The following is a 24690-nucleotide window of genomic DNA, read 5'->3' as shown; positions in this document are numbered from 1 at the left end:
AGAGGCTCAAAATCTCATGTACCCTAGAGGAAGGCCTCAGTAGCTCAGAGGATAGAGCAGGAGCCTTCTAATCTCTTGGTCGGGGGTTCGATTCCCTCCTGGGGCGCCACAAACAAAAACCGCCCCGCACCCTAAACTCAGGGTGCGGGGCGGTTTTCTGTATGCATTTACGTTTTGCGCCGCCGCAAGGAGGCGGTGCCGGGAGACTACTTCTTGGTCGGGGCTACTTCTTAGTGGGGTTCGTGTCCTTGCAGGAGTTAAGGACGCGCTCCATAACCTTCTTCTCGTCCGCGGTCACCCACAGCTTGTACTTCGCCTTCACGTGCACCTGACGAGCCACGTAGGTGCAGCGGTAGGCGGTGTTGCTCGGCAGCCACTCGGAGGCGTCCGCATCGGACTTCTGCTGGTTCGCCGGGCCGTCCGCGGCGAGCAGGTTCTCCGGGTCGTTTGCCAGCTGGCGGCGCTGCTCGGCGGTCAAATCCTGAGCGCCGGTCTGCCATGCGTTCGATAGTGCCACCACGTGGTCAATCTGCACAGCCGAGGAGGTCTTCTTACCGCGCTTGAACTCGATAGTCTTGCCGGTGTACGGGTCAGCCAGAGTGCCGCTGATGACGGTGCATGCGTGGGTCCTGACCTTGAAACGAACATTGGTCAGGTCGCGGCGCAGAATATCGTCGCGGGTGTTGCACTTGTTGCCGTCAACGTCATCCCATGCGGGACCGAACTGGTCGCGAGAGTAGCCGGCCTTCGAGGCGCGATCCTTCACCTGTAGGGACGCCAGCTCGCTCTTCGCAGTCGCCAGATCCGGTGCGAGCGCGGTCGCGGGATCAACCGCCTTGTACGGGTTCTTGACCTCGGCGAGGGTTTCGGTGGCAACGGTGGTTTCTTCCTCATCGGTGGCGGAGGTCGTCGTATCCGAACCGAGCAGACCGTCCACGCCGTTCTTGCTCACGTAGACCAGACCAATAATCAGCACGATCACGGCAAACACAGCGAGCAGGCCGTAAATGAGGCGCTTCTTCTGCGGGTCCATCGAATCGGGCAGCTTGGGCAGGTTGCGTTGCAGCTGCTGAAGTTCCTGCAGGGAAGGCAGGTTGTTGTTCGCGGGCTTTTTGCTCACGGGTTCTCCAAGGCGGGTAGACGGGATGCGGCTGAGTGCACCGCATCATCAAGGATAGAGGGCACGGAGCTGAAATAGTGAACTGGAGGGCAAAAATAGCCGCCCCGACGCTGAGATACCTGTCACCATGTCGGGTGGGGTAGGGGTTGCGGAGGTTTTGGTGAGGGGGATGGGGGTCTTTGCCATGGGGGAGCAGTCGTCATATTTCTGCAGGGAGCGTGCTACTGACGGGTAAATTTTGAAAAAACGGGGCGAAAAGTTCAAAAAATCTATCCACAGGCGGCACTCAAAACTGCAAAACGCGAGGTTATCCACAGAAGCGGTAACCGCCGGGTGCAAGGTCGGCATAGCGCTGGCAAGGTGAAGGAACCCACCCACTAGTTCTAAGGAGAAACCATGAGCGACACCATCCTGATCCGCGGATTCACCGCCTCCGACCCGGCACTGAGCACCCTGCCCAACGGGGTGCCCGTCGTGAACTTTCGCCTCGCCAGCACCCCGCGCTGGCAGGACGCCACCGGCACCTGGAAAGAAGGCACCACCAACTGGTACACCGTGAAAGCCTACCGCCGCCTCGCGCAGAACATCGCCACATCCATTGAGAAGGGGCAGCCGCTGGTCGTGAGTGGCCGCCAGCGCATTAGCCGCTGGAACCGCGAAGACGGCACGCAGGGCACTACGGTAGAAGTGGACGCCCTCGGTATTGGCCACGACCTGAACTACGGCACGAGCACCTTCGCCCGCACCGTGGAGAAGCGCACGGTCAACGAGGGCTCCCTGCAGAGTGCGTCTCAGCAGGACGCACCTCAGCTGGGTATGCCGCATTCGGGTGCGCCGTTGCAGGAGACGCCTCAGCCGGGCATGTCTCAGTACACGCAGCAGTATGCCCCTGCGCACGCACCCCAGCAGAACGCGGAGGCGCCGGGCGTGACCGCTCCAGGTGCTTCGGCACAGAATGGTGCATCCCAGGGCGGGGGAGCGCAGAGTGACGAACCCCCCTTCTAAAAGTGCTCCCCGGATGCTTGCATAAACGCGGGCGCATTGGGATAATGGAGCATTGTGTTGACATCGGGCACGCCCCTGCCGCAGGGGGAAGAGCGACCAACGATGTCAACCTTCGGGCACCAATCCTGTCCGAAGCATCAAGTTTTCTGTCCCGCAGTGGGGCAGAGCAATCTGAGTCTATTTGACCTGCGGCAGATGACTCTGGAGATCTACAACTATGCAGACTCTTGACTTCCTCGACAAGAAGTCCCTCCGTGACGACGTCCCCGCATTCGGCCCCGGTGACACCCTGAACGTTCACGTTAAGATCGTTGAAGGTAAGAACCACCGTATCCAGGTCTTCAAGGGCTTCGTCGTTGGCCGCCAGGGTGCAGGCGTTCGCGAGACCTTCACCGTCCGCAAGGTTTCCTTCGGCGTTGGTGTTGAGCGTACCTTCCCCGTTCACTCTCCCTCCATCGAGAAGATCGAGGTTGTGACCCGCGGTGACGTCCGTCGTGCAAAGCTGTACTACATGCGCGACCGCCACGGTAAGGCTGCTCGTATCCGCGAGAAGCGCGAGTTCTAATCTTTATAGATACAGAATTCTGTTGCAAACCGCTCCCCAACCGCATTCCGCGGGAGAGGAGCGGTTTTTGCATATTCTGAGACCTCGTTTTCTGAGAACCTTGCCGCTCTCAGAAAATAAAAGCCCAAGAGCGCAAACACTCTCGATACAATAGCTAGGTACCGTTTCACTCGAGCTAGGTATCTCTCAAACGAAAGGCTCACTCCAGCATGGCAGACGACAAGAACACTGCGAACACCAGCCCCTTCCCTGAGGGATACCAGCCTCAAAGCCGCCGCGAGCGCCGGGAAATGGAAGAATACTTCGCGCGCCTCGCCGCCGAAAAGGCAGCAGCTGAGAAGGCTGCTGCCGAGCAGAGTGCCGCAGAGAATGCGGGCACAGAGAAGGCGGCCCCCTGGGTGGCATCCGCGGGCGCTACTGAGGCGACCGAAAGCGATACCAAGGGTGCATCTGAGCGTGATCACGAGGTGGTAGCTAGCGCCGAGGCGAGCGCCGCCTCCGCAGATGCCGCCGTCGCGACTTCTTCCGCCGCAAAGAACACTAAGCGCGAAGAAACCGCAAACGAGGAGACTATCGCAGATGAGGAGAGTGCCGCAGACGTGGAAACCACCAAGGACTTCTCCGAAATGACCCCCAAGGAACGCCGCAAGGCAAAGCGCGCCGAACAGGCAGAGCTGACCTACTCCCAGGCGCAGGAAGAAGGCCGCCTCGGCGAATGGCTCTGGGTGCAGGCACGCGAAGGCGGCACCGTCATCCTGTACGCGCTGGTCATCGCATTCCTGGTCAAGACCTTCCTGCTGCGCGGCTTCTACATTCCTTCCGGCTCCATGGAGCAGACCCTGCAGGTCAACGACCGCGTGTTCATTAACGTGGCGGGCTCTTACTTTAGCGAGCCTAAGCGCGGCGACGTCATCGTCTTCAAGGACTCTCAGGGCTGGATTCCTTCCACCCAGAAGACCAGCAGCCCGCTCAAGGACGCCCTGTCCTTCGCGGGTATTCTGCCGGATACCTCCTCGAACTTCCTGGTCAAGCGCGTTATCGGTACTCCCGGTGACGTGGTCGAGAGCGACGGCAACGGCAAAATCAAGGTCAACGGTGTAGAAATTACCGAACCGTACCTGTACCCGGGCAACCCGCCCTCGGAGATGCCCTTCAAGGTGACCGTGCCCGCCGGCAAGTACTTCGTCATGGGTGACCACCGCAGCAACTCCGCCGACTCCCGCTACCACATTAGCGACGGCACCGCGTTCATCTCCAAGGATGACGTGCAGGGTAACGTTTTCGTTGTGGCGTGGCCGCTGAACCACTTCGGTCTGCTGCAGGATCAGAGCTCGGTGTTCTCCTCGATTCCCGCACCGACCTCCACCCCGAGCGAATAAGCGACGAGCGTGGCAATGATGGTGAGCGCCCAGAAGAGCACAACGAAACCCACTCAAGCTAAGCCCGCGAAGACAACCCCGCCCGCCGCCGACCTCGAGTACGAGCAACAGCTCTTCGCCTCCGGCGCCCGCACAGTTGCCGGAATCGACGAGGTAGGCCGCGGCTCCATGGCGGGCCCGGTCACCGTGGGCGTCGCAATCCTCACCCCGGACGCCACCCTCGAGGTGGGCGGGCTGATCGACTCCAAGGCGCTCTCACCGGCACGCCGCGAATCCATGGTTCCCGAAATCCGCCAGTGGTGCGCCGTGGCGGTCGGGCACGTGGAACCGGCAGATATTGACCGGCTCGGCATGACCCTCTCGCTGAGGCTTGCCGCCCAGCGTGCGCTCGCCGAGCTGGCGCGCCGCGGATACCGTGCCGACGCCGCCCTGCTGGACGGTAAGCACGACTGGTTCACCCCTCCGCAGGAGGACCTGTTCAGTGCGCTGGCACCGGACCCGGCGCAGGCACACTACAACGAACTGCTCGCCCAAGCGTGGGAAGGCGCAGGCGGTGCAGATGAGCCCGCGCAGATGCCGGTGACCATGGTCATTAAGGGTGACTACAAGTGTGCCTCCATCGCCGCCGCATCGGTGGTTGCGAAGGTGGAACGTGACGAGCTGATGGTTCAGCTGGATACCCGCTACCCGGGGTACGGCTGGGCAAAGAACAAGGGCTACGGATCTGCCGCTCACCGCGAGGCGATTAGCGTGCAGGGCCCCAGCCCGCAGCATCGACTGTCATGGTCGCTTCCGGCGACCGCCGAGCAGATTGAGGCCGCTGCGGCACAGCGCGGCTAGGGCGTGTGGTATTCCTGAAAACCGCGCCTCGGAAGGCCGCGAAAGCCTAACGTGCCACCGCTGAATCAGTACTACAAAAGTCCAGGAAAGGAAGAGTAGTGAGCGCAGAAGACCTCGAAAACTACGAGACCGACGCCCAAATGGCACTCTACCGCGAATACAAAGACGTCATGTCGCTCTTTAGCTACGCGGTAGAAACCGACCGACGCTTCTACCTGGCGAACCAGGTGGACGTCACCCCGCACGTGCAGGACGGCACCCTCTACTTTGAGGTGAGCATGAGCGACGTGTGGGTGTGGGATGTATTCCGCTCCAACCGCTTTGTGAAGAAGGTGCACGCCTACTCGGTGCGTGATGTGAACGTGGAGGAGCGTCTGCCCAACCAGGAGTTCACCGTGCCGGAAATGCCGGACTTTAACGCCTAGCTCACGCCTGATTTACCGCCTTGCCGGGGGTAAGCACGGGTAGGCGCGCCGGTGCCGGGTGATTGGAATGCGGCGGGACTGAGTGATGAAAGTGCGCGCAGAACCAGGCGGCGAACCTGCGCGAATATGACGCGTCGATTCGACACCCGAGCGGTGTTTTTGAAAAATATACCCCAAAATTTCAAATAACCGACTGTGGATAACCTCTAATTCCTTCTGGGAGCCGAGGTTATCCACAGTTTTTCGTTAACCGCATTCGGGCACGCGCGCGGCGGGCACAGTAGAAGCACTACCGCTATCTACCGGGGGAGAGACCCATGACAACAGCCCGAATAACAGCCCGCGCCGCAACCCGAAGCGCACCCAACAGACCCCTGCTCCAGAGCACCCAGCCTCCGCGAACCCAGCTCCAGCGAACCCCGCCTCGCGCCCACAGCGTCGGCAGGTGGGGCGAGGAGCTGACCGCCCGCATCCTGGAAGCGAACGGCTACCGCATTCTGGAGAGGAATTGGCGACCGCCCGCCGGGCTGGAACACGAACAGATCCGCGGCGAGCTCGACCTGATCGCCATTGACCCCGAGGACGAACTGGTTTTCGTTGAGGTCAAGACCCGCAGCAGCGAAGACTTTGGGCACCCGTTCGCGTCCATTGACCGCGATAAGGCGCGTCGCACGCGCTCGCTGGCGATTCTCTGGTGCCGCCTGCGCAAGAACCTGGATTTTCCGCGCTTTCGCATTGACGCAATTGCGGTGACCGGAACCTGCGAAACCTTCACCTTCGAGCATCTGAAGGCGGTGGCGTAATGGGATTCGCACGCACCTATTCCGTGGCGCTGGTTGGCTTGCGCGGGCATATTGTTGACGTCGAGGCTGACATCTCGCAGGGCCTACCCGGCTTCGTGCTGCTGGGACTGCCCGATACCGCCCTCAACGAATCTAAAGAGCGTGTGCGCTCCGCGGCGAAGAACACCGGCATCACCCTCACTCAGCACCGGCTCACCGTGAACCTGACCCCCGCGACCCTACCCAAGCGCGGCTCGGCGTTCGACCTTGCCATTGTGGTTGCGGCGTTGCAGGCGGAGAAGAAACTGCATCCCAGCGGCGATAGCGTCTTCCTGGGCGAGCTGGGACTGGACGGAACGCTACGTCCCGTGCCGGGCATCCTGCCCGCGGTCAAAGCAGCCGTGGATGCCGGTCACCACCGCGTGATTGTGCCCGCCGAAAACGCTGAGGAGGCGGCGCTCATTCCCGGCGCGCAGGTGAGCGGTTTCCGCTGCCTGGCGGAGGTCTTTGCCGCTCTCGGCGCTGAGAGTCAGAAGCTGACCTACCCGCCCGCCCCGCAGACGGAGGCGAGCGCCCCGGCGGTGAAACCGGCTGAAATTCCCTCGGATATGAGCGATGTTGCCGGTCAGTCGCAGGGTCGTTTCGCCCTGGAAATTGCCGCCGCGGGTGGCCACCACATGCTGCTGACCGGCCCGCCCGGTTCGGGTAAAACCATGCTGGCGGAGCGCCTGCCGAGCATCCTGCCGACCCTCGACAACGATGCCGCGATGGAGGTGACCGCGATCCGTTCCCTCTGCTCGGCGGGGGAGCACCTGAGCGAGCTGGTGCGTCAGCCGCCGTTTGAGGCGCCGCATCATAGCGCCTCCGCGCCGGCGATTCTGGGCGGCGGCAGCGGCATTCCCCGCCCGGGCTGTGTGTCTAAAGCGCACCGCGGCGTGCTCTTTCTGGACGAGGCGCCGGAGTTCAAACGCACGGTGCTTGATTCGCTCCGTCAGCCCCTGGAGTCGGGGACCGTGACCCTGGACCGTTCGAGCGCGTCGGCGACATACCCGGCGCGGTTTCAACTGATCCTGGCGGCAAACCCGTGCCCCTGCGGCATGAACGTGGGTACCGGTACGGAATGTACGTGTGCTCCGCGTGAGCGTCGCGCCTATTTTGGGCGGCTGTCCGGCCCGCTGGTGGACCGCATTGACGTGAATGTGACGGTTCCGAAGGTGTCCTCCACGGAGCTTGCGGGCGGTCAGGTGAATGAGAGTTCGGCGCAGATTCGCGAGCGCGTCATGGCGGCGCGGCAGGCTCAGCGGGAGCGCCTGGAGCCGTACGGGTTGAAGACGAATGCGGAGATGAACGGCAAGATTCTGCGTGGCCCGCTGCGTTTGGATGCGAAGCTCACCGGCGAGCTGAACGCCGCCGTGGACCGCGGAACGCTGACGGCGCGCGGCTACGACCGAGTGTTGCGTATCGCCTGGACCCTCGCCGATTTGGAGGGCGCCGCCTACCCGAGCCGGGAGCACCTGGATGTGGCGCTTTTTCTGCGGCAGCAGGGGCAGCTGACATAGCGTGCCGGTTTATAGAAGGAATCACTCACGAGAGGAGAAGAACATCATGGGTGAGAAGAAGCTCAGAAAACGAGCTGAAGAGGCCGAATTGAAAGAAAATGGGCTGAGAGAAACAGCGCCGGAAGAGCATGTGCCGGAAGAGCGCGCGGCGGAGGATTTTGTTCAGGAGGAACTGCAGATTCGCCTGCCAGGCCGCACCCTGGATGCGCACGCCCTGGTGCGTGAGAGGGTGGCGCATATTCTGTCGCTGGGGCAGGAACCCTCGCCGAGCCCCTATAATGCGGCGCGGTTGCCGGGGTTCCTCGCTTCCTACCTGAACCCGGTGTACTTAGAAGAGATGAGCCGGGAAGAACAGCCGAGGGAGGAACAGCCGGGGGAGGAGCTACAGGGTGAGCACCCCGACCCCGCGGCGGGCACATCCTCCAGCAGTTCTGACCCCGCACCCCTGTTCAATCCCGCCCTCAGCGCGGAGCAGCTTGAGGCGGCGTGCCGCGAGTACATCCGCTGCTGCACCGCCCAGCTGATGCGCTACGCCGAACCCGCAGATGAGCTCGTGGTCGAATCCCTCACCACCCTGGGAGCGCCGCTGACCCTGCACTACCTGCTGACCGGGCACATCCCGGATGAGCACACCTGGGAGCACGGCGAACCGGATACGCAGCTCAGCGATTTTCTGCACTCGGTGGGTGCGCCCGCGGCGGGGGAGTCCGCCCTGTTTTCCAGTGCGAATGGCTACTACACGCCGGGTGAGCATCAGATGAGCCGCGATAAGTTCAGCAAGGGGCTCGCAACCCGCCGCCTGCGCTGGAACCGCCGCATGGAACGCACCCTGAACGCGGAGGCGCACATGGCGGCAACCTGCGGGGCGTGGCTGGTCACTCCCGCCGATCCGCTGTGGCCGCCGCAGCTGAACGATTTGGGGCCTGCTCGACCGTACGGGCTGTGGTGCCGAGGCGATTCGCGGCACCTGCTGGATGTGGCGTCTGCCCCGAGCGTGGCGCTGGTCGGTTCGCGTGACCCGAGCATCTACGGTACGGAGGCGACGACCCACCTTGCCGCCGAGCTGGCGCGCCGCGGGTACACGGTGATTTCTGGCGGTGCGATGGGCATTGATATTGCGGCGCATCGGGCGGCGCTGACCCAGCAGGGCAGCGACCTGCCGACCATCGCCTTCATGGCGGGCGGGCTGGATCGGCTGTACCCGGCGCAGAACTCGGATGCGCTGAACATGATCGTTGACCGCGGGCTCATCATGAGCGAGGTGAGCGTGGGCAACACCCCCACACGTTGGCGTTTTCTGGAGCGTAACCGCCTGATTGCGGCGTTAGCGCGGCACACCATTGTGGTGGAGGCGCGCTGGCGTTCCGGTGCCCTGAATACGGCTCGTCACGCGATGGAGATTGGGCGTACCCTCTGGGCGGTTCCGGGGCAGATTAATTCGCCGAACTCGGTGGGCACGAACCGTCTGTTGCGCGATGGACTAGCGCAAACACTCACCGAGGCCGCGGACATCCTCGAGTACGATGCCGCCGCAGGGTTTGAGCTGGGCACCGAGCACGAGAGTGAGTGGGATCAGGCTGCCTCCTCCAGCGCGCTGGATGAGCTGACCGAGCGGCAGGGTAGAGTCTGGGACGACTTGAGCCCGCGCTCCTACCGCGGCGTGGACGAGATTGCCGCAGCCCTTGGGTTGAGCGCTCGCGACGTGATGGCTGACCTGTTCCACCTGGGTCGTTGCGGTCTGGCGGAGAGCAGCGGAACAAGCTGGAGAAAGGTCCGCCCGGCTGTCGCGGCGTAGAAGAGCCCCGGCTGAAAACCCCGGCTGAACGCCCGTAGTGAACACCCAGGCAGTAGCGGGAGCGAGGGTCGGTCATGACGGGGCGGCCGGTCATAACAAGGCAGCACGTAGAAAGCGTGGAACCTCTCTACAATTGGGGGTAGGCTTGCGCGCACTGGTATGGAGCCTACCCCTGACGCCGCATCATCGATAGGCGCATCGAGAACACACGAAAGGAGGGACGCATGACCCCCACCCGCCAGCACGAAAACCCAGCTGAAAGCCGGGAAGAATACCGGGACGAGACTCCCTCCACGACCCTGCCGGTGACCTACACCCGCACGCTTGCGCCGGAGCAAGTAGAGAGCTCTGCTCTACCCGATTCTGCACTGGGTGTTTCCGGCGAGGTGTTCCGCCCCGTCCTGGACCGTTTTGAGCGTTTTTTGCGCTATGAGAAGCACCGTTCCGAAGAGACGATCCGTTCGTATATCTCCGATTTGGAGGGCTTCTTCGGTTACATGGCTCGCCGCGGCGTGCGGCATCTGGACAGCATTGATGCGTCCCTGATTCGTGAGTGGTTGGGTTCGTTGCATCTGCGGCAGGCGGCTCGTTCTACGGTGGCGCGCCGTGGTTCGACCCTCCGTACGTTCTTCACCTGGGCTCAGGAGGAGGAGCTGGTGCACGCTAACCCGACCCGCGGTATGCGCACCCCCAAGCGGGAGAATCACCTGCCGCCGGTGCTGAGCCGTGAGCAGATGAACCAGCTGCTGACTACCCTGCAGGAGCGTCGGGCGCAGGATCCTCGGGATGCGCGCCTGTTGCGCCTGGAAGCCGTGGTTGAGGTTCTGTACGCTTCGGGCATGCGTATTTCTGAGCTGACCGGCCTGGATTTGCAGAGCGTGGACCGGGCGAATAAGACGGTGCGCGTGCTGGGTAAGGGCAATAAGGAGCGCGTGGTGCCGCTGGGTACCCCGGCGCTTAAGGCGTTGAATCGTTGGGTGTCCTATGGTCGTCCGCAGTGGATTCCGGAGGGTGCGCAGGGCGTGACGGCGCTGTTTATTGGCCCTCGGGGCGGGCGTGCGAATACCCGCCAGATTCGTGAGGACCTGACCCGCCTGCTGCGCACGGTGGAGAACACTCAGGCGTCGGGCGCGCACGTTTTGCGTCATTCGGCGGCGACTCACCTGGTCGATGGTGGCGCCGATATCCGTTCGGTGCAGGAGCTTCTGGGGCATTCGTCGTTGGCGACCACGCAGATTTACACGCACGTGTCGATGAAGCGTCTGGCGGAGACGTACGCGCGGGCGCATCCGCGAGCATAGGGTGGCAACCCGAAAGTTAGCTGTCTCTCTATTTGAACCTTGCCCGTTCGGGTTGTACGAATGGACGAGTTCAATCTAAGCTATACACTGTTCAACCTCTGTCTAGGCTCCCAGCGCAGCCCAAAGTTTCTGCACAGTGATGTTTATACAGGGCGGCTGAACAAGGTAGCATAGGTAACAGACTAACCGTGGTCTCCGTCTCTATAATGGCACCGCGTACGAGTACTAAAAACCAGAAAGGTCGCACCGCATGCGCGCACTCGTTTGCCCCGGACAGGGCTCCCAGAAGAAGGGCTTCCTGAGCCCCTGGCTCGAGATTGAAGGTGTGCGTGAGCACCTGGAACGACTCTCCGAAGCGGCAGGCATCGACCTGATTCACTACGGCACCGAAGCCGAAGAAGAAACCATCAAGGACACCGCAATCGCCCAGCCCCTCATCGTGGCTGCAGGCATCGTCACCGGTCGCCTCGCACTGCGCGAACTCGACGGTGAAGAACTCATCTTCGCGGGCCACTCCGTTGGCGAAATCACCGCAGCAGCCCTCGCGGGCGTACTCAGCGACGAAGACGCAATGCGTTTCGTGCGCGTGCGCGCCAACGGCATGGCGGAGGCGGCAGCCGCCTCCCCGACCGGCATGGCAGCAGTACTCGGCGGCGTTGAAGAAAACGTCCGCGAAGCCATCGACGCAGCAGGCCTCGTCGCAGCAAACTCCAACGGCGGCGGCCAGATCGTAGCCGCAGGCCCCATCCCCGCCATCGAGGCATTCGCCGCGAACCCGCCCGCACGCGCTCGCGTCATTCCCCTGAAGGTCGCTGGCGCATTCCACACCGAGGCAATGGCACCCGCCGTGCCCGCCCTGGAAGAGTTCGCCGCATCCCTGCAGGTCTCCGACCCGACCTCCGCACTGCTGACCAACCGCGACGGTTCCGCCGTGGCATCCGGTGAAGAGTTCGTCAAGACCCTCGTCTCCCAGGTCACCAGCCCCGTCCGCTGGGACCTGTGCATGGCAACCCTGCTCGAGCGTGAGGTCGCCGGCATTATCGAGGTCGCTCCCGCAGGCACCCTGGTCGGCCTGGCAAAGCGCGCGATGCGCGGCGTGCCCGGCACCTCCATCAACACTCCCGAGGACCTCGCCTCGCTGAAGGGTTAAACGCCGGGGGAGAGCACCCCGCCCTCCCCGCACTGGGAACCCTTCACACTAGACATGCACTTTAGACCTGCAAGGCACACAGTGTCTTGCGAGCATCAGCACTAAGGATTGAATACGTGACTACCCTCAAGCAGTACGAAATCAACCGCTACTCCCGCATCCTCGGTTACGGCGCAGCCCGCGGCGAGGTCATCGTCCCCAACGATGACATCGTTGAGGCAATCGACTCCTCCGACGAGTGGATTAAACAGCGTACCGGCATCGCAACCCGCCACCGCGCCAGCGAAAACCAGTCGGTAGCCGACCTCGCCATCGACGCCGCTAAGGACGCTCTCGAAGCATCCGGTGTAACCGGTGAGGACATTGAGGCGGTCATCATTTCGACCATCTCGCACCCCTACGCAACCCCCTCCCTGGCAACCCTGGTCACCGACGCAATCGGCTCCAAGTGCCCCGCATACGACATCTCCGCAGCGTGTGCAGGTTTCTGCTACGGCATCGCCCAGGCAGACGCCCTCGTCCGTGCCGGTACCGCAAAGCACGTGCTGGTCATCGGCGTTGAGAAGCTCTCGGACTTCATCGACAACACCGAACGCACCATCTCCTTCCTGCTCGGCGACGGCGCAGGGGCAGCAGTCGTAGGCGTCTCCGACGAACCCGGCATCGCCCCGACCGTATGGGGTTCGGACGGCTCCCGCTGGGGCACCGTCGGCATGACCCACTCCCTGCTGGACATCCGCAACCGCGACTTCGCCGCAAACCCCGTCGAAGAAGGCGAAAAGATCTGGCCCACCCTGCGTCAGGACGGCCCCTCCGTCTTCCGATGGGCAGTGTGGGAAATGGCGAAGGTCGCCAAGCAGGCACTCGAAACCGCCGGCATCACCCCCGACGAGCTCGGCGCGCTCATCCCGCACCAGGCAAATGCCCGCATCATTGACCAGATGGTCAAGACCCTCAAGCTTCCCGACACGGTGGCAGTGGCACGCGACATCGTCGATGCTGGTAACACCTCCGCCGCATCGGTCCCCCTCGCCGCGCACCGCCTGCTCAAGGAGAACCCGGAACTCTCCGGCAAGTTCGCCCTGCAGATTGGCTTCGGCGCTGGCCTGGCATTCGCAGCTCAGGTAGTCGTCCTTCCCTAAGGAAACCACCAGAGCCCGATGCTCACCGCCCCTCACGACCGGCACAGCGCCGGTCTGCGAGAAAGAAAAGAAAGCGGGAAAGCATCCCCACAAACTCCGAGTTGACGCATGCGTACACCACGCAGACACGATAAACTCGGTAATGCACGCGTACCCCCACCCGGCGGGTGCGATGACCATCGAAAAAACAAAGGAGCCCCTGAATGGCTAACAAGGAAGAGATCCTCGCAGGTCTGGCAGAGATCGTTAACGAAGAGACCGGCGTTGAGGTTGAGGACGTTCAGCTGGACAAGTCCTTCACCGAGGACCTGGACATCGACTCCATCTCGATGATGACCATCGTCGTGAACGCTGAGGAGAAGTTCGAGGTGACCATCCCGGACGAAGAGGTCCAGAACCTCAAGACCGTTGGCGACGCAGTCGAGTTCATCGCGAACGCTGCCTAAGCTATAACCAATAACGAGGCGGCGCGGGCTCTCACCGGCCCGCGCCGCATCGCTATTCACTCAGCTTTCAATCCAACACACCCCGGGAACACACAGCGGAATCCACAGTGCGGACCCCGCACGGAACACGCAGTGCGGAATACGCAGCGCGCAACGACAGCGCCTCTACCGCCTGAAAACGTGCACCGCTTACCCCCGGGCCCTACAGGTTTTTATCCACACACCACCGGATAAACCACCAAATCGACCACCGAAGAGAAAGTGCCACAATGTCTCGAAAAGTGCTGGTGACCGGCCTCGGCGCGACCACCCCCATTGGCGGCGACGTCCCCACCACCTGGGAAAACGCAACCAAGGGCGTATCTGGTGTATCCACCCTCGACCACCCCTGGGTCAAGGAATACGACCTGCCCGTATACATTGCAGGCCAGCTCGCTGTGCCCGCCCTCGAATCCGGCCGCCTCACCAAGGTAGAAGCAAAGCGCCTGGATCCCTCGGGCCAGCTCGCCCTCATCGCCGCACGCGAAGCATGGGAAGACGCAGGATTCTCCGGCCCCGACGCCGAATCCGCAGAAGAAGTCGACCCCGAACGCACCGGCGTAGCCTTCGGCACCGGTATCGGCGGCGTGTGGACCCTTCTCGACGCATGGGACACCCTCCGCGAAAAGGGCCCCCGCCGCGTCCTCCCTATGACCGTTCCCATGCTCATGCCCAACGGCAACGCAGCAGCCGTCTCCATGAACCTCAAGGCACGCGCCGCAGCACAGACCGTCGTCTCCGCATGCGCATCCTCCACCGAAGCCATGCAGCTCGGTGCTGAAATGATTCGCAGCGGCAAGGCAGACGTCGTCATCGTCGGCGGCGCCGAAGCAGCAATCCACCCCCTGCCCATGGCAGCATTCGCCAAGATGCAGGCACTCTCCTCCCGCAACGATGAACCCGAAAAGGCATCCCGCCCCTACGACGTCGACCGCGACGGCTTCGTCATGGGTGAAGGCGCAGCAGCACTCATCCTCGAATCCGAAGAGCACGCCAAGGCACGCGGCGCACGCGTCTACGCGGAACTGGCAGGCACCGGCGTCTCCGCCGACTCCTACCACATCACCGCACCGGACCCCGCAGCACTTGGCGCAACCCGCGCACTGCGCGAAGCCCTCGAAGACGGTAACATCGACCCGAAGACCGTCGTGCACATCAACGCGCACGCCACCAGCACCCCTGCCGGTGACCTGCCCGAAGCAACCGCAATGCACGAAACCTTCGGCGAGCACACCAAGAACATTGCCGTCTCCGCAACCAAGTCCATGACCGGCCACCTGCTCGGCGGCGCGGGCGCCCTCGAAGCTGTGCTGACTGTACTGGCTCTGCACCACCGCACCGCACCCTGCACCATCAACCTGGACAACAAGGACCCCCAGATTGACCTGGACGTGGTGACCGACGCACGCGAGCTGCCCGCCGGCGAAATTGTGGCACTGTCGAACTCCTTCGGTTTCGGCGGTCACAACGCAGTTGTAGCATTCCGCTCCGTAGAGGACTAATCCCTCAGGGCTTCTAGCCTTATATAGATATAACGCTCCCTCAACTACCGTGTGTAGCTGGGGGAGCGTTACGTTTTCTGAATGCGTTTACGAGAGAGTGGCATACCGGACGCCGCTCGCGGGGGAGTGTGGCTTCCGTGGGTTAGTTGTTTGGAGAGGTTGTACCGGTTCACGCTCGCGGGGGAGTGCCCCCTCTTCAGCGCCTGGGGGCGCTTCGAGGACGGAGCCCCCGCCTCGCGTGTCCGGTACGCCCTCTAGGTCGCCTACCCCTCGGTGGGGTTTATATAGGGGTTGGTCTGTGGTTGGGATTCAGAGGTAACGCGCCAATCCCTTGGGGTAGGGAATATGGGTGGCTTGGTGCGGGGTTTCCTTCTCAGGCTAGCTTGCCTCAGTCTGGGGTGCCCCTGTTTTAGATGTTAAAAACGGGTGGCGTATTCGCTCCGGCACTGCGAATACGCCACCCAAACACACCACACTCCACAAGACAATGCAGAGCGCGCGGGATCAACCATCCCGCAAGGTTCCCGTAACCCCCATCGCGCACCACGGTAGGCGACGACAAAAGAACGGGAGCTTATGACCGTTCGATACGCACAACGCCCCCTGTATAGGTGTACAAAGGCGCATGCTACGCGTTCTTCCGGAAGTTTATTCGGAAGAGTTCCCACGCCGGTTCCGTTGAGAAAACAATTCGGTGTGGTTGCCTCCCGATGGTGAAGCACCTCAGCATCGTGTGCCGCATAAACCGCGCAGTTTAGTGCGCGCAGATGCTGCGTCGAAAACTATCCAAAGAATGCAGTCCACGGAGTAGTCTTCCAGCTTCAAATGGCAGAAGCTTAAGGGTTTGATGTGAGTGCTCGGTTGGTCCGAATCATGTCGCTCTCAACGGAACCGGTTTATCGGTGATGGGAGCTCCTGTAGATAAGAATAACCTTAAATCACCCCTGGAGTAAACCTTAAACCAATAATTTAACCTTATTGTTATAATTCCTTGTCATGAAGGTATTGACGGGTGTTCAATGTGTTCTGGGTAACCCCTCAGAAGGTCCTCATAACTCTTTGGTCTGTTTGGTGCTCTCCACCGTTATGAAACCGTGATAAATCATCCCCGAAAACTTGAAGAATCGGGTTCCAAAACGGTCCCGCAAGTGACTGCCGCGAGGGCTTGTTGAGAGGGTCTTGAAGACGCGCTGAGAGTACAGTCATAAAACGTCATCTTGTCACGGAAGTTATCCCAGAGAAAACAAATTAAAACCCCGGCATGCGCTGTGGCATAATCAGTATCAACATCGTGCTCCGGGGTCGGTGAAATTCCGAACCGGCGGTCACAGCCCGCGAACCGCTCTCGCAGGCAGGTGAAACTCACATGATTCCACGCCCCACAGTCGGGGATAAGAATCCGCTGGAGGCACCCGCCCGCAAGAGAGGCCGAACCGGTGAAAATCCGGTGCCGACAGTACAGTCTGGATGGAAGGTAGCACGAGCAGAAAAAGGCAGGAGCGCACTCCGCCGCACCTCCCGAAAACCGGGATAGCATGCAGGGTGCACTGACGCGGTTGCTTGAGAAAACTGTTGCTCGAAAAAGCTGTTACTCGAGAGCACAGCGGTTTTCTGAGAGACAGCTTTCTGTGAGACAGGGGAGAGGCACCTTTCGTAGGTGCCGGTACGTTATTCCCCTCGACCGCAGCCGGCTGGTGCCAGCCACGGTTTTCAGCTACGGTTAGCTGATTCGCCGCTCCCGCCTCACCACGGATACCGGGCACCCATAAATCGGGCACTCCATAAGATGCCCGCGGTAGCCGCCCTTTCTGTTCCTCTCCCCGGAGCCGCCGCAGATGCGCACCCAGCGCATCCGACACACGGTCCAACTCAGAGAGGAAAGAAACAATGGACATCTTGCGGTGGCTCTTCGACGCACAAATTCACGTGGGGGACCAGTCCCTCCTCGTGCGCGAAGTTCTCGGAAACGCATTCGGCCTGGCATCGGCGCTCGGCGGAATGCGACGCAAAGTATGGGCGTGGCCTGTCGGCATTCTCGGCAACCTGCTGCTCCTCACCGTCTTCCTGGGCGCCCTCGTCGGCAGCCCGCACCCCGTCACCATGCTCGGCCAGGCAGGCCGCCAGATCATGTTTATTGCAGTGTCCATCTGGGGCTGGCATCGTTGGCGTGCCACCCGCGCAGCCGGTGGTGACGCCTCCGAAGGTGCCGCAGTGATCCCCAAGTGGGCTACCAACACCGAACGCGCAGGCCTGGTTGTCGCCATGGTCGCGGGCACCCTGCTGCTCACCCCCATCTTCCGCGCCCTCGGCTCCTACGAACCCGTCTGGTCCGACGCCTGGATCTTCACCGGCTCGCTGCTTGCCACCTACGGCATGGCGCGCGGCTGGGTTGAATTCTGGCTCATTTGGGTTGCCGTCGACCTGGTCGGCGTGCCGCTGCTGTGGAGCGCAGGCTACTACGCGACCTCCTTCATGTACGTGTTCTACGGATGCTTCACCCTGGTTGGTTTCTTCGTCTGGTGGCGCACCCGCAACCTGGAGGCGCAGAAGACTCGGGTGCAGACCCAGTTCCCCGACGTGACCGTTGAGGTAACCGATGTGAAGAAGGGCCGTGCATAAATGTCGCAGAACCCCTCGCTGCAGGTGCTGGTGAGCGCGCACCTGCCCGTAACCATCGCCCCGAGCGTATCTTCGCCGCGCAACGATGTGGACTACTCCGCCGCGGAGTACGGTCACCTCGCCGGGCTACCCGCCGCACGCACCCTCCAGCTGCCCGGCCCCGAGCAAGAGCTCAGCCACGCAGAGGCCATGACCCTGGCACTGCAGGCGGCACGCCAGGGTATCCGCGGTGCGAACCCCCTCGTCGGCGCCGTCATCACTGACGCGCACGGGCACCTGCTACATGTGGGCTACCACCGAGGCGCAGGCACCCCGCATGCCGAAGCCGACGCGCTCGCCGCCGCCCGAGCCGCGGGAACCGACCTCACCGGCGCCCGCATGTACGTGAGCCTTGAGCCCTGCAACCACACCGGACGCACCGGCCCCTGCTCCCACGCCGTCGCCGAGGCGGGCATCAGCGAACTCTACTACGCCTACAGCGACGACACCGAAAACGCAGCCGGAGGCGCCGCCTACCTGCGCTCCCAGGGCGTCACCGTGCACGCCATGGAGGAGTTCGCGAACGCATCCTACCAGCTGAATGAGCGCTGGTTCATTGCCGCCGCCGAACGCCGCCCCTTCATTACCGCAAAGAGCGCCTCCACCCTGGACGGGTTCATTGCGGCTGCTGATGGCACGAGCAAGTGGATTACCGGCCCCGCCGCGCGCGTTGACGGGCACCTGATTCGTCACCGCGCCGACGCCGTCATGATCGGCACCCGAACCACCCTCATGGACGACCCGACCCTGGACGCGCGCGACGCCAACGGGGAACGCTTCGAGAAGCAGCCGCTGCGCGTGGTCATGGGCAAAACCGAGATTACCGAGAACTACCGCGTGCGCGGCCTCAACCCGCCCGAAGGCGTGGAGGCGGACCCGCAGAACTTCCTACAGGTCTTCACCCACGACCCGCGTGAACTGCTCGACGAACTGTACGCCCGCGGGGTGCGGCACCTCATGATTGAGGGCGGCCCCGGCATGGTCGGCCTCTTCGCCGGTGAAGACCTCATCGACGAGATGGTCTGGTACCGCGCCCCCATGATCATGGGGCAGGGCAAGAGTGCCGTGTACCGTCTGCTCGTGGACACCCTCGCGCAGGCGCCGCGCCTGCAACTGGACGACCTGGGCATGTTCCCGGCGGTGCGCGTGCTCGGCAATGACACCGCAACGCACCTGGTGCCGGCACCTCGCGGAACGGCGCAGGAACCGGGTGAGCGGCGTACCCTGCCGAAGCTGGACGCCTGCCACGCGCCCGAACCGAGATTAGATTAGCCGAGGCTGGACTAGTCGCGGCTGAACTAGCATCCGCCTGGGTTGAGCGCGGGCGGGGGAGTAGTACCTCAAGGAACCCCCGCCGGCGCCCGGCTAGTTTGTGCCGGCTGGTTCGTATGCTGGCACAAAAGCTCCCCGTCACGGGGAATATTCGAAAAATACGTATAGTTATACCGACGAACAAACCATCGCCGCCCGTCGCCCTCAACGACGACGCCCCGGCGGACACGGCGAGAAAAGGAAAGCACACATGTTTACCGGAATCATTGGCGCCCTCGGCACCGTAGAATCCATCACCCCCATCGAAGGTAGCGACGCAGCCTACCTGACCCTCAACGCCGGAGACATCGTCGCCGACCTCGAACACGGCGGATCCCTCGCCGTCAACGGTGTATGCCTCACCGCTATCGACCTCGACCAGCTGCAGCCCGGCCAGTTCCGCGCCTACGCGATGGGTGAGACTCTGCGCCGTACCAACCTCGGCAACCTGAACCCCGGCGACACCGTCAACCTGGAGCGCTGCCTGCCCGCCGGTGGCCGCCTCGACGGTCACGTCGTGCAGGGCCACGTGGATGCGGTCGGTACCCTCGCATCCGTCACCGCGCACGAGGCGTGGAGCACCCTGCGTTTCAACCTGCCCACCGAACTGGCACCCCTGCTCGCTGAGAAGGGCTCCATCGCTGTTTCTGGCGTGTCCCTGACCGTCACCGCCGTTTCTGAGCCCGGCGAAACCCCCGCATGGTTCGAGGTCGGCCTGATTCCCGAAACCCTGAAGGCAACCAACCTCGGTGCGCTCAAGGTTGGCGACAGCGTGAACCTTGAGACCGATGCGCTCGCTAAGTACGTGCAGCGTCTGACCGCGTTCGCAGGCGTGCCCCAGGCTGACTCTGCACACTCCGGTGAGCAGGTTGCGCCGCGTCGCGCCGACGCTGCAAGCGTCCTTGATAGCGTGCAGACCGCAGTGGACGCTATCGCAGCAGGTCGCGCCGTGGTCGTCGTTGACGATGAAGACCGAGAAAACGAAGGCGATATCATCTTCGCCGCCGAGCACGCAACCCCCGAGCTGATGGGCTTCATGATCCGCTACACCTCCGGCGTGGTCTGCGCACCCCTGAGCAACAAGCGTGCCGACGAGATGAACCTGCCGCCCATGGTCACCAACAACGAGGACCCCAAGGGCACCGCCTACACCGTCTCCTGCGATGCGGCATCCGGTGTGAGCACCGGCATCTCCGCGGCAGACCGCGCACGCACCGTGCAGATTCTCGCGGACGCTTCCTCCACCCCGGCTGATATCACCCGCCCGGGCCACATCTTCCCGCTGCGCGCCGTTGACGGCGGCGTGGCGGAGCGCCCCGGCCACACCGAAGCCGCAGTGGAACTCTCCCTCGCGGCGGGCCTGTCCGGTGTGGGCGTTATCGCCGAGGTCGTGCACGACGACGGCTCCATGATGCGTTTTGACGCACTGCGCGCCTTCGCAACCGAGCACAACCTGCCCATGATCTCTATCGAAGACCTCATCAAGTACGTAGCTAAGGCGTAGGAGAACGCATGAGCGAAACCCCTAACACCCAGGCAACGCCAGGCACTCCCGCAGAGCTGAGCACCCCCGCGGCTGTCACCTTGGCAGAGCCGGGCACCCTGGTCGAGCCGGTTGAGGCGCAGGCTGAAGAGCTCAGCGCCGAATCCCTGCGCATCGCCTCCCAGCTCGCTGAAGGCTACCGAGTCAGCCCCCTCGACATGGTGCCCAACCCCAGCCCGCTGCTGGTCGAAAGCACCGAAGAGGTCGCCGTACCCACCCCGCAGGGTGTGTTCGGCCTGCGCGCCTGGCGATTCGCAGACGGTGCCGAGCACATCAGCGCCCGCGCCCTCGACCGTGACGGCACCCCCGTACCCACCGAGGACGGGGGAGCGCCCGCGGTGCGCATCCACTCCGAATGCGCCACCGGCGATATTTTCGGTTCATTCCGATGCGATTGCGGCCCCCAGCTGGAGAACGGCCTGCGCATCATTGGCCGCACCGGCGGGTACCTCATCTACGTGCGCAACCACGAAGGACGCGGCATCGGCTTGGTCAACAAGCTCCGCGCCTACGCGCTGCAGGATGCCGGGCTCGACACCCTCGACGCGAACCTGGCGCTCGGCCTGGACGGCGACATGCGCGACTACTCGCAGGCGGCACTGATCCTGCAGGAACTCGGTGTGAACGAGCTGAGGCTCGTGACCAACAACCCCGCCAAGCAGGAGGCGCTCGAAAGCCTCGGTCTGCAGGTCGCCGAACTCATCCCGGATGAAATTCCCGCCCGAGTTGAGAACGCTCACTACCTGCAGACCAAGCGTGAGCGCATGCGCCACGTGCTCAAAAGCGCGTAGCAGCACCCCTGCAAACTAAACTTTTCACAAACCCAGAACCCCACAAGGAGAACACAATGAGCGGCGTAGGCGCAGCAGACACCACCCTCAACCCCGAAGACTACAAGGGCTTCAAGCTCGCAATCGTAGCGGCAAGCTGGCACACCCAGGTCATGGACGGCCTCATCGACGGTGCACAGCGTGCAGCACGCGATGCAGGCATCGAGCCGACCCTCGTGCGCGTTCCCGGCACCTTCGAGCTGCCCGTCGCAGCAACCCGCCTCGCTGAGAAGTTCGACGCAATCGTCGCGCTCGGCGTGGTTATCCGTGGCGGCACCCCCCACTTCGACTACGTCTGCCAGGGCGCAACCAACGGCCTGACCGACGTGTCCGTGCTGACCGGCCGCCCCATCGGCTTCGGCGTGCTCACCTGCGATAACGAGCAGCAGGCACTCGACCGTGCAGGCCTGGAAGGCTCCAACGAAGACAAGGGCTACGAGGCAACCGCAGCGGCACTGCAGACCGCAGCAACCCTCAAGCAGTTCAGCAACTAACAGAGCTGAACGGTACGCGGCTCAGTTTCACGAAGAGAACTAAATGCTCTTCACCGTGGAACTGGGCCGCAGCACCGGTTAAACTGAAACAACCCGCGCGCAGGGCTTACCGGGCTTTAAAGGGCTTACCGGGCCTTATCAGGCATTATCGGGCGTCTATGGATCTGGCATGTATGCGCCAGAAAAATGCACGCCAGCACATACGGTAGAACCCTCATGCACCGGTAAAACCCCGCGCGGCAGCTAAGGGACACAGCGCACAGACGCGCTCCCAACCCAACACCAAGGAGTACAGCAATGCAGGATTTGGGCACCATCACCCCCAGCCTCGAAGAATTCCGCGCCCGCGCAGCCGGCACCCGCGTCATTCCCGTACACATCAAAATCCTCGCCGACTCACTCACCCCCATCGGCATCTACCGATCCCTCGTACTCCAAAACGACCAGGGTGAACCCGTCGAAGCAGCCCACGGCACCTTCCTGCTCGAATCTGCCAAAATCTCCGCAGAAGGCGAATCCGCAGCCTGGGACCGCTACTCCTTCATCGGCGCGTCCTCCCGCTCTACCCTCACCACCGTTGACGGCGCAGTCCACTGGCAGGGCCGCACCCCCGCCGGCGCACCCGTCGACGGCGACCCCGTAGAAGCCATCGCCAAGACCCTGCAGATGCTCTACACCGAACCCGACCCGACCCTGCCGCCGCTCACCTCCGGCCTGGTTGGCTACCTCGGCTGGGACGTTGTGCGCCACTGGGAGCACCTGCCCTTCCCGCCCGCCGATGACGTGAACCTGCCCGAATTCGCGCTCAACATGGTCTCCGACATGGCAATCCACGATAACAAGGACGGCACCGTCCTGCTCGTCGCCAACGCCATCAACTTCAACGGCACCAGCGAAAACGTTGACGGAGCCTACGAGGATGCCGTCGCGCGCCTGCACAGCATGCTCCGCCGCCTACAGCGCGGCGCCACCGCAACCACCTCCACTCTCTCCGGCGTGGCAGACGTTGACCGTAAGGTCCGCGAAGACGTCACCCTCACCTGGAGCGAACAGGGCTTCAAGGACGCCATCGACCGCTCCAAGAAGAACATCATCGACGGCGACGTCTTCCAGATCGTGCTCTCACGCCGATTCGAAGCCGAAACCAACGCCAAGGCACTCGACGTGTACCGTGTACTGCGCCAGTCCAACCCCTCGCCGTACATGTACCTCTTCAACTTTGAAGACAGCAACGGCACCCCCTTCCACATCGTCGGCTCCTCCCCGGAGGCGCTCGTCACCCTCAAGGACGGCATCGCCAGCACCCACCCCATCGCCGGTTCCCGCCCGCGCGGCGCAACCCGCGAAGAAGACCTCGCACTCGCCGAGGAACTGCTCGCCGACCAGAAGGAACGCTCCGAACACCTCATGCTCGTCGACCTGGCACGCAACGACCTCTCGCGCATCGCCAAGCCCGGCACCGTGTCCGTCGACCAGTTCATGATTATTGAGCGTTTCAGCCACATCATGCACATTTCCTCCGCCGTCAGCGCCGAACTCGACCCGCAGTTCAGCGCCTACGACGTGCTGCGCGTCGCCTTCCCGGCAGGCACCCTCTCCGGCGCGCCCAAGCCGCGCGCCATGCAGCTCATCGACGAATACGAACCCACCCGCCGCGGCGTCTACGGCGGCGTATGTGGCTACTTCGACTTCGCCGGCAACATGGACATGGCAATCGCCATCCGCACCGCCGTACTCAAGGAAGGCACCGCCTACGTACAGGCAGGTGCGGGCCTCGTCATGGACTCCAACCCGGACTCCGAAACCCTCGAAACCGTCAACAAGTCCGCCGCCCCGTTGCGCGCCGTGCTGACCGCCTCCGGCCTGGCACCCCTGGACGCAGACGCAGCCGTCAACGCCACCAAGTAACCCAAGGAGACACCATGAGCACCGTTCTCGACGAGATCATCGTCGGCGTCCGCGAAGACCTCGCCGCCCGCGTACAACAGGTTCCCCTCGAAGAAATGAAGAAGCGCGCCCTCGCAGCCGCCCCCGCCCGCGACGCGCTCGCCTCCCTACGCGGTGAAGTACCCGGCGGCGGCAACGGCACCACCGCACGCATTATTTCTGAGGTGAAGCGCTCCTCGCCCTCCAAGGGTGCCCTCGGTGAAATCCCGGACCCCGCTGCGCTTGCCGCACGCTACGAGGCAGGTGGCGCCGCAGCAATCTCCGTGCTCACCGAGCAGCGCCGATTCAACGGCTCCCTCGCCGACCTTGACGCAGTCCGCGCCGCCGTGAACATCCCCGTGCTGCGCAAGGACTTCACCGTCGACGAGTACCAGATTTGGGAGGCACGCGCACACGGCGCCGACCTGGTTCTGCTGATTGTCGCGGCACTTGACGAGCAGACCCTGCGCGAGTTCCTCGAACTCACCGAATCGCTCGGCATGAACGCCCTCGTTGAAACCCACACCCCCGAAGAAATCGAAGTCGCCCAGCGCATCGGCGCCAAAATCGTCGGCATCAACGTGCGCAACCTCAAGACCCTCGAAGTCAACAACGAGCACTACGCATCCCTCGCGGCGCACCTGCCCACCTCCGTCATCAAGGTCGCCGAATCCGGTGTCGCCAGCATTGAGGACGTGCGCGCCTACGCTGGTGCCGGTGCCGATGCTGTGCTCATCGGTGAAGCGCTGGTACGCTCCGGCGACCCCGAAGGTACCGTGCGTGAATTCTCCAAGGTGCCCGTGACCCGATAAGGGTTGCTAAGAGATGGCGTGCCGGACGCCGATCGCGGGGGAGTGAGGCTTCCGTGGGTTAGTTGT

The 24690-nt window shown here is 62.9% G+C and carries 21 protein-coding genes, 1 tRNA gene and 1 riboswitch; of the genes, 21 read left to right on the top strand and 1 reads right to left on the bottom strand.

The genetic code is table 11. The features are described from left to right. The first annotated feature begins 33 nt into the window (after positions 1-33). Positions 34-109, top strand: a tRNA-Arg gene (locus HMPREF2942_RS08205). 114 nt (positions 110-223) lie between these two features. On the opposite strand, the gene HMPREF2942_RS08200 is transcribed toward HMPREF2942_RS08205, so the two are convergent. Then, a complete protein-coding gene (locus HMPREF2942_RS08200; RefSeq protein ID WP_070688834.1) occupies positions 224-1120 on the bottom strand; it encodes an HNH endonuclease family protein in 897 nt (298 codons plus the stop codon). Positions 1121-1516: 396 nt separating this feature from the next. Between HMPREF2942_RS08200 and ssb the strand changes: the two genes are divergently transcribed. From ssb to trpC, 20 genes are all read left to right on the top strand, one after another. Continuing rightward, on the top strand, positions 1517-2125 hold the full coding sequence (ssb, locus tag HMPREF2942_RS08195) for a single-stranded DNA-binding protein (protein WP_070688833.1): 609 nt from the start codon (positions 1517-1519) through the stop codon (positions 2123-2125). 217 nt (positions 2126-2342) lie between these two features. Continuing rightward, positions 2343-2690 carry a 50S ribosomal protein L19 gene (gene rplS / locus HMPREF2942_RS08190; protein ID WP_005507488.1) on the top strand — a complete coding sequence of 116 codons (348 nt, stop codon included), beginning with the start codon at positions 2343-2345 and terminating at the stop codon, positions 2688-2690. Between the two features lie 209 nt (positions 2691-2899). Further along, complete coding sequence (lepB, locus tag HMPREF2942_RS08185) at positions 2900-4069, top strand: signal peptidase I (protein ID WP_070688832.1); 1170 nt, start codon at positions 2900-2902, stop codon at positions 4067-4069. Positions 4070-4078: 9 nt separating this feature from the next. Then, complete coding sequence (locus tag HMPREF2942_RS08180; RefSeq protein ID WP_070688831.1) at positions 4079-4909, top strand: ribonuclease HII; 831 nt, start codon at positions 4079-4081, stop codon at positions 4907-4909. Positions 4910-5007: 98 nt separating this feature from the next. Further along, positions 5008-5334 (top strand): DUF2469 domain-containing protein, encoded by a 327-nt coding sequence (locus HMPREF2942_RS08175; protein ID WP_005506259.1) that lies wholly within the window; start codon positions 5008-5010, stop codon positions 5332-5334. A 317-nt stretch (positions 5335-5651) separates the two neighbouring features. Beyond that, positions 5652-6137: a YraN family protein gene (locus tag HMPREF2942_RS08170; protein WP_070688830.1), complete on the top strand. Its 486-nt coding sequence runs from the start codon at positions 5652-5654 to the stop codon at positions 6135-6137. Then, positions 6137-7675, top strand: a complete 1539-nt coding sequence (locus HMPREF2942_RS08165; protein WP_070635309.1) for a YifB family Mg chelatase-like AAA ATPase — start codon at positions 6137-6139, stop codon at positions 7673-7675. The genes HMPREF2942_RS08170 and HMPREF2942_RS08165 overlap by 1 nt, the downstream gene beginning before the upstream one ends. A 130-nt stretch (positions 7676-7805) precedes the next feature. Then, positions 7806-9470 carry a DNA-processing protein DprA gene (dprA, locus tag HMPREF2942_RS08160; protein WP_246824408.1) on the top strand — a complete coding sequence of 555 codons (1665 nt, stop codon included), beginning with the start codon at positions 7806-7808 and terminating at the stop codon, positions 9468-9470. Between the two features lie 224 nt (positions 9471-9694). Then, a complete protein-coding gene (locus tag HMPREF2942_RS08155) occupies positions 9695-10771 on the top strand; it encodes a tyrosine recombinase XerC (protein WP_070688828.1) in 1077 nt (358 codons plus the stop codon). 250 nt (positions 10772-11021) lie between these two features. Next, the gene (locus HMPREF2942_RS08150; RefSeq protein WP_005507477.1) at positions 11022-11921 is read left to right on the top strand and encodes an ACP S-malonyltransferase; all 900 of its coding nucleotides are present in this window, start codon (positions 11022-11024) and stop codon (positions 11919-11921) included. Between the two features lie 116 nt (positions 11922-12037). Further along, entirely contained in the window at positions 12038-13063 is a 1026-nt protein-coding gene (locus HMPREF2942_RS08145) for a beta-ketoacyl-ACP synthase III (protein ID WP_070688827.1), read from the top strand. A 203-nt stretch (positions 13064-13266) separates the two neighbouring features. After that, positions 13267-13509, top strand: coding sequence for an acyl carrier protein (locus tag HMPREF2942_RS08140; protein WP_005506250.1), 243 nt, complete (start codon positions 13267-13269; stop codon positions 13507-13509). 269 nt (positions 13510-13778) lie between these two features. Next, positions 13779-15050, top strand: coding sequence for a beta-ketoacyl-ACP synthase II (gene fabF / locus HMPREF2942_RS08135; RefSeq protein WP_070688826.1), 1272 nt, complete (start codon positions 13779-13781; stop codon positions 15048-15050). Positions 15051-16337: 1287 nt separating this feature from the next. Then, positions 16338-16535: riboswitch (FMN riboswitch) on the top strand. 402 nt (positions 16536-16937) lie between these two features. Beyond that, a complete protein-coding gene (gene pnuC, locus HMPREF2942_RS08130; protein ID WP_044150500.1) occupies positions 16938-17669 on the top strand; it encodes a nicotinamide riboside transporter PnuC in 732 nt (243 codons plus the stop codon). After that, positions 17670-18980 carry a bifunctional diaminohydroxyphosphoribosylaminopyrimidine deaminase/5-amino-6-(5-phosphoribosylamino)uracil reductase RibD gene (gene ribD, locus HMPREF2942_RS08125; RefSeq protein WP_070688825.1) on the top strand — a complete coding sequence of 437 codons (1311 nt, stop codon included), beginning with the start codon at positions 17670-17672 and terminating at the stop codon, positions 18978-18980. A gap of 250 nt (positions 18981-19230) precedes the next feature. Beyond that, positions 19231-20523: a 3,4-dihydroxy-2-butanone-4-phosphate synthase gene (gene ribB / locus HMPREF2942_RS08120; protein ID WP_070678048.1), complete on the top strand. Its 1293-nt coding sequence runs from the start codon at positions 19231-19233 to the stop codon at positions 20521-20523. Between the two features lie 8 nt (positions 20524-20531). Beyond that, entirely contained in the window at positions 20532-21353 is an 822-nt protein-coding gene (locus HMPREF2942_RS08115) for a GTP cyclohydrolase II (RefSeq protein WP_141755604.1), read from the top strand. Between the two features lie 56 nt (positions 21354-21409). Further along, positions 21410-21886 carry a 6,7-dimethyl-8-ribityllumazine synthase gene (gene ribH, locus HMPREF2942_RS08110; protein ID WP_005506244.1) on the top strand — a complete coding sequence of 159 codons (477 nt, stop codon included), beginning with the start codon at positions 21410-21412 and terminating at the stop codon, positions 21884-21886. 297 nt (positions 21887-22183) lie between these two features. Further along, a complete protein-coding gene (locus HMPREF2942_RS08105; RefSeq protein WP_049353150.1) occupies positions 22184-23794 on the top strand; it encodes an anthranilate synthase component I in 1611 nt (536 codons plus the stop codon). A 14-nt stretch (positions 23795-23808) separates the two neighbouring features. Next, the gene (gene trpC, locus HMPREF2942_RS08100; RefSeq protein WP_049353149.1) at positions 23809-24624 is read left to right on the top strand and encodes an indole-3-glycerol phosphate synthase TrpC; all 816 of its coding nucleotides are present in this window, start codon (positions 23809-23811) and stop codon (positions 24622-24624) included. Positions 24625-24690 lie beyond the last annotated feature (66 nt).

Origin of the sequence: Rothia sp. HMSC071C12 (assembly GCF_001813895.1) — a bacterium.
GTDB lineage: Bacteria > Actinomycetota > Actinomycetes > Actinomycetales > Micrococcaceae > Rothia > Rothia mucilaginosa.
This window is presented reverse-complemented; position numbering and strand designations above follow the sequence as displayed.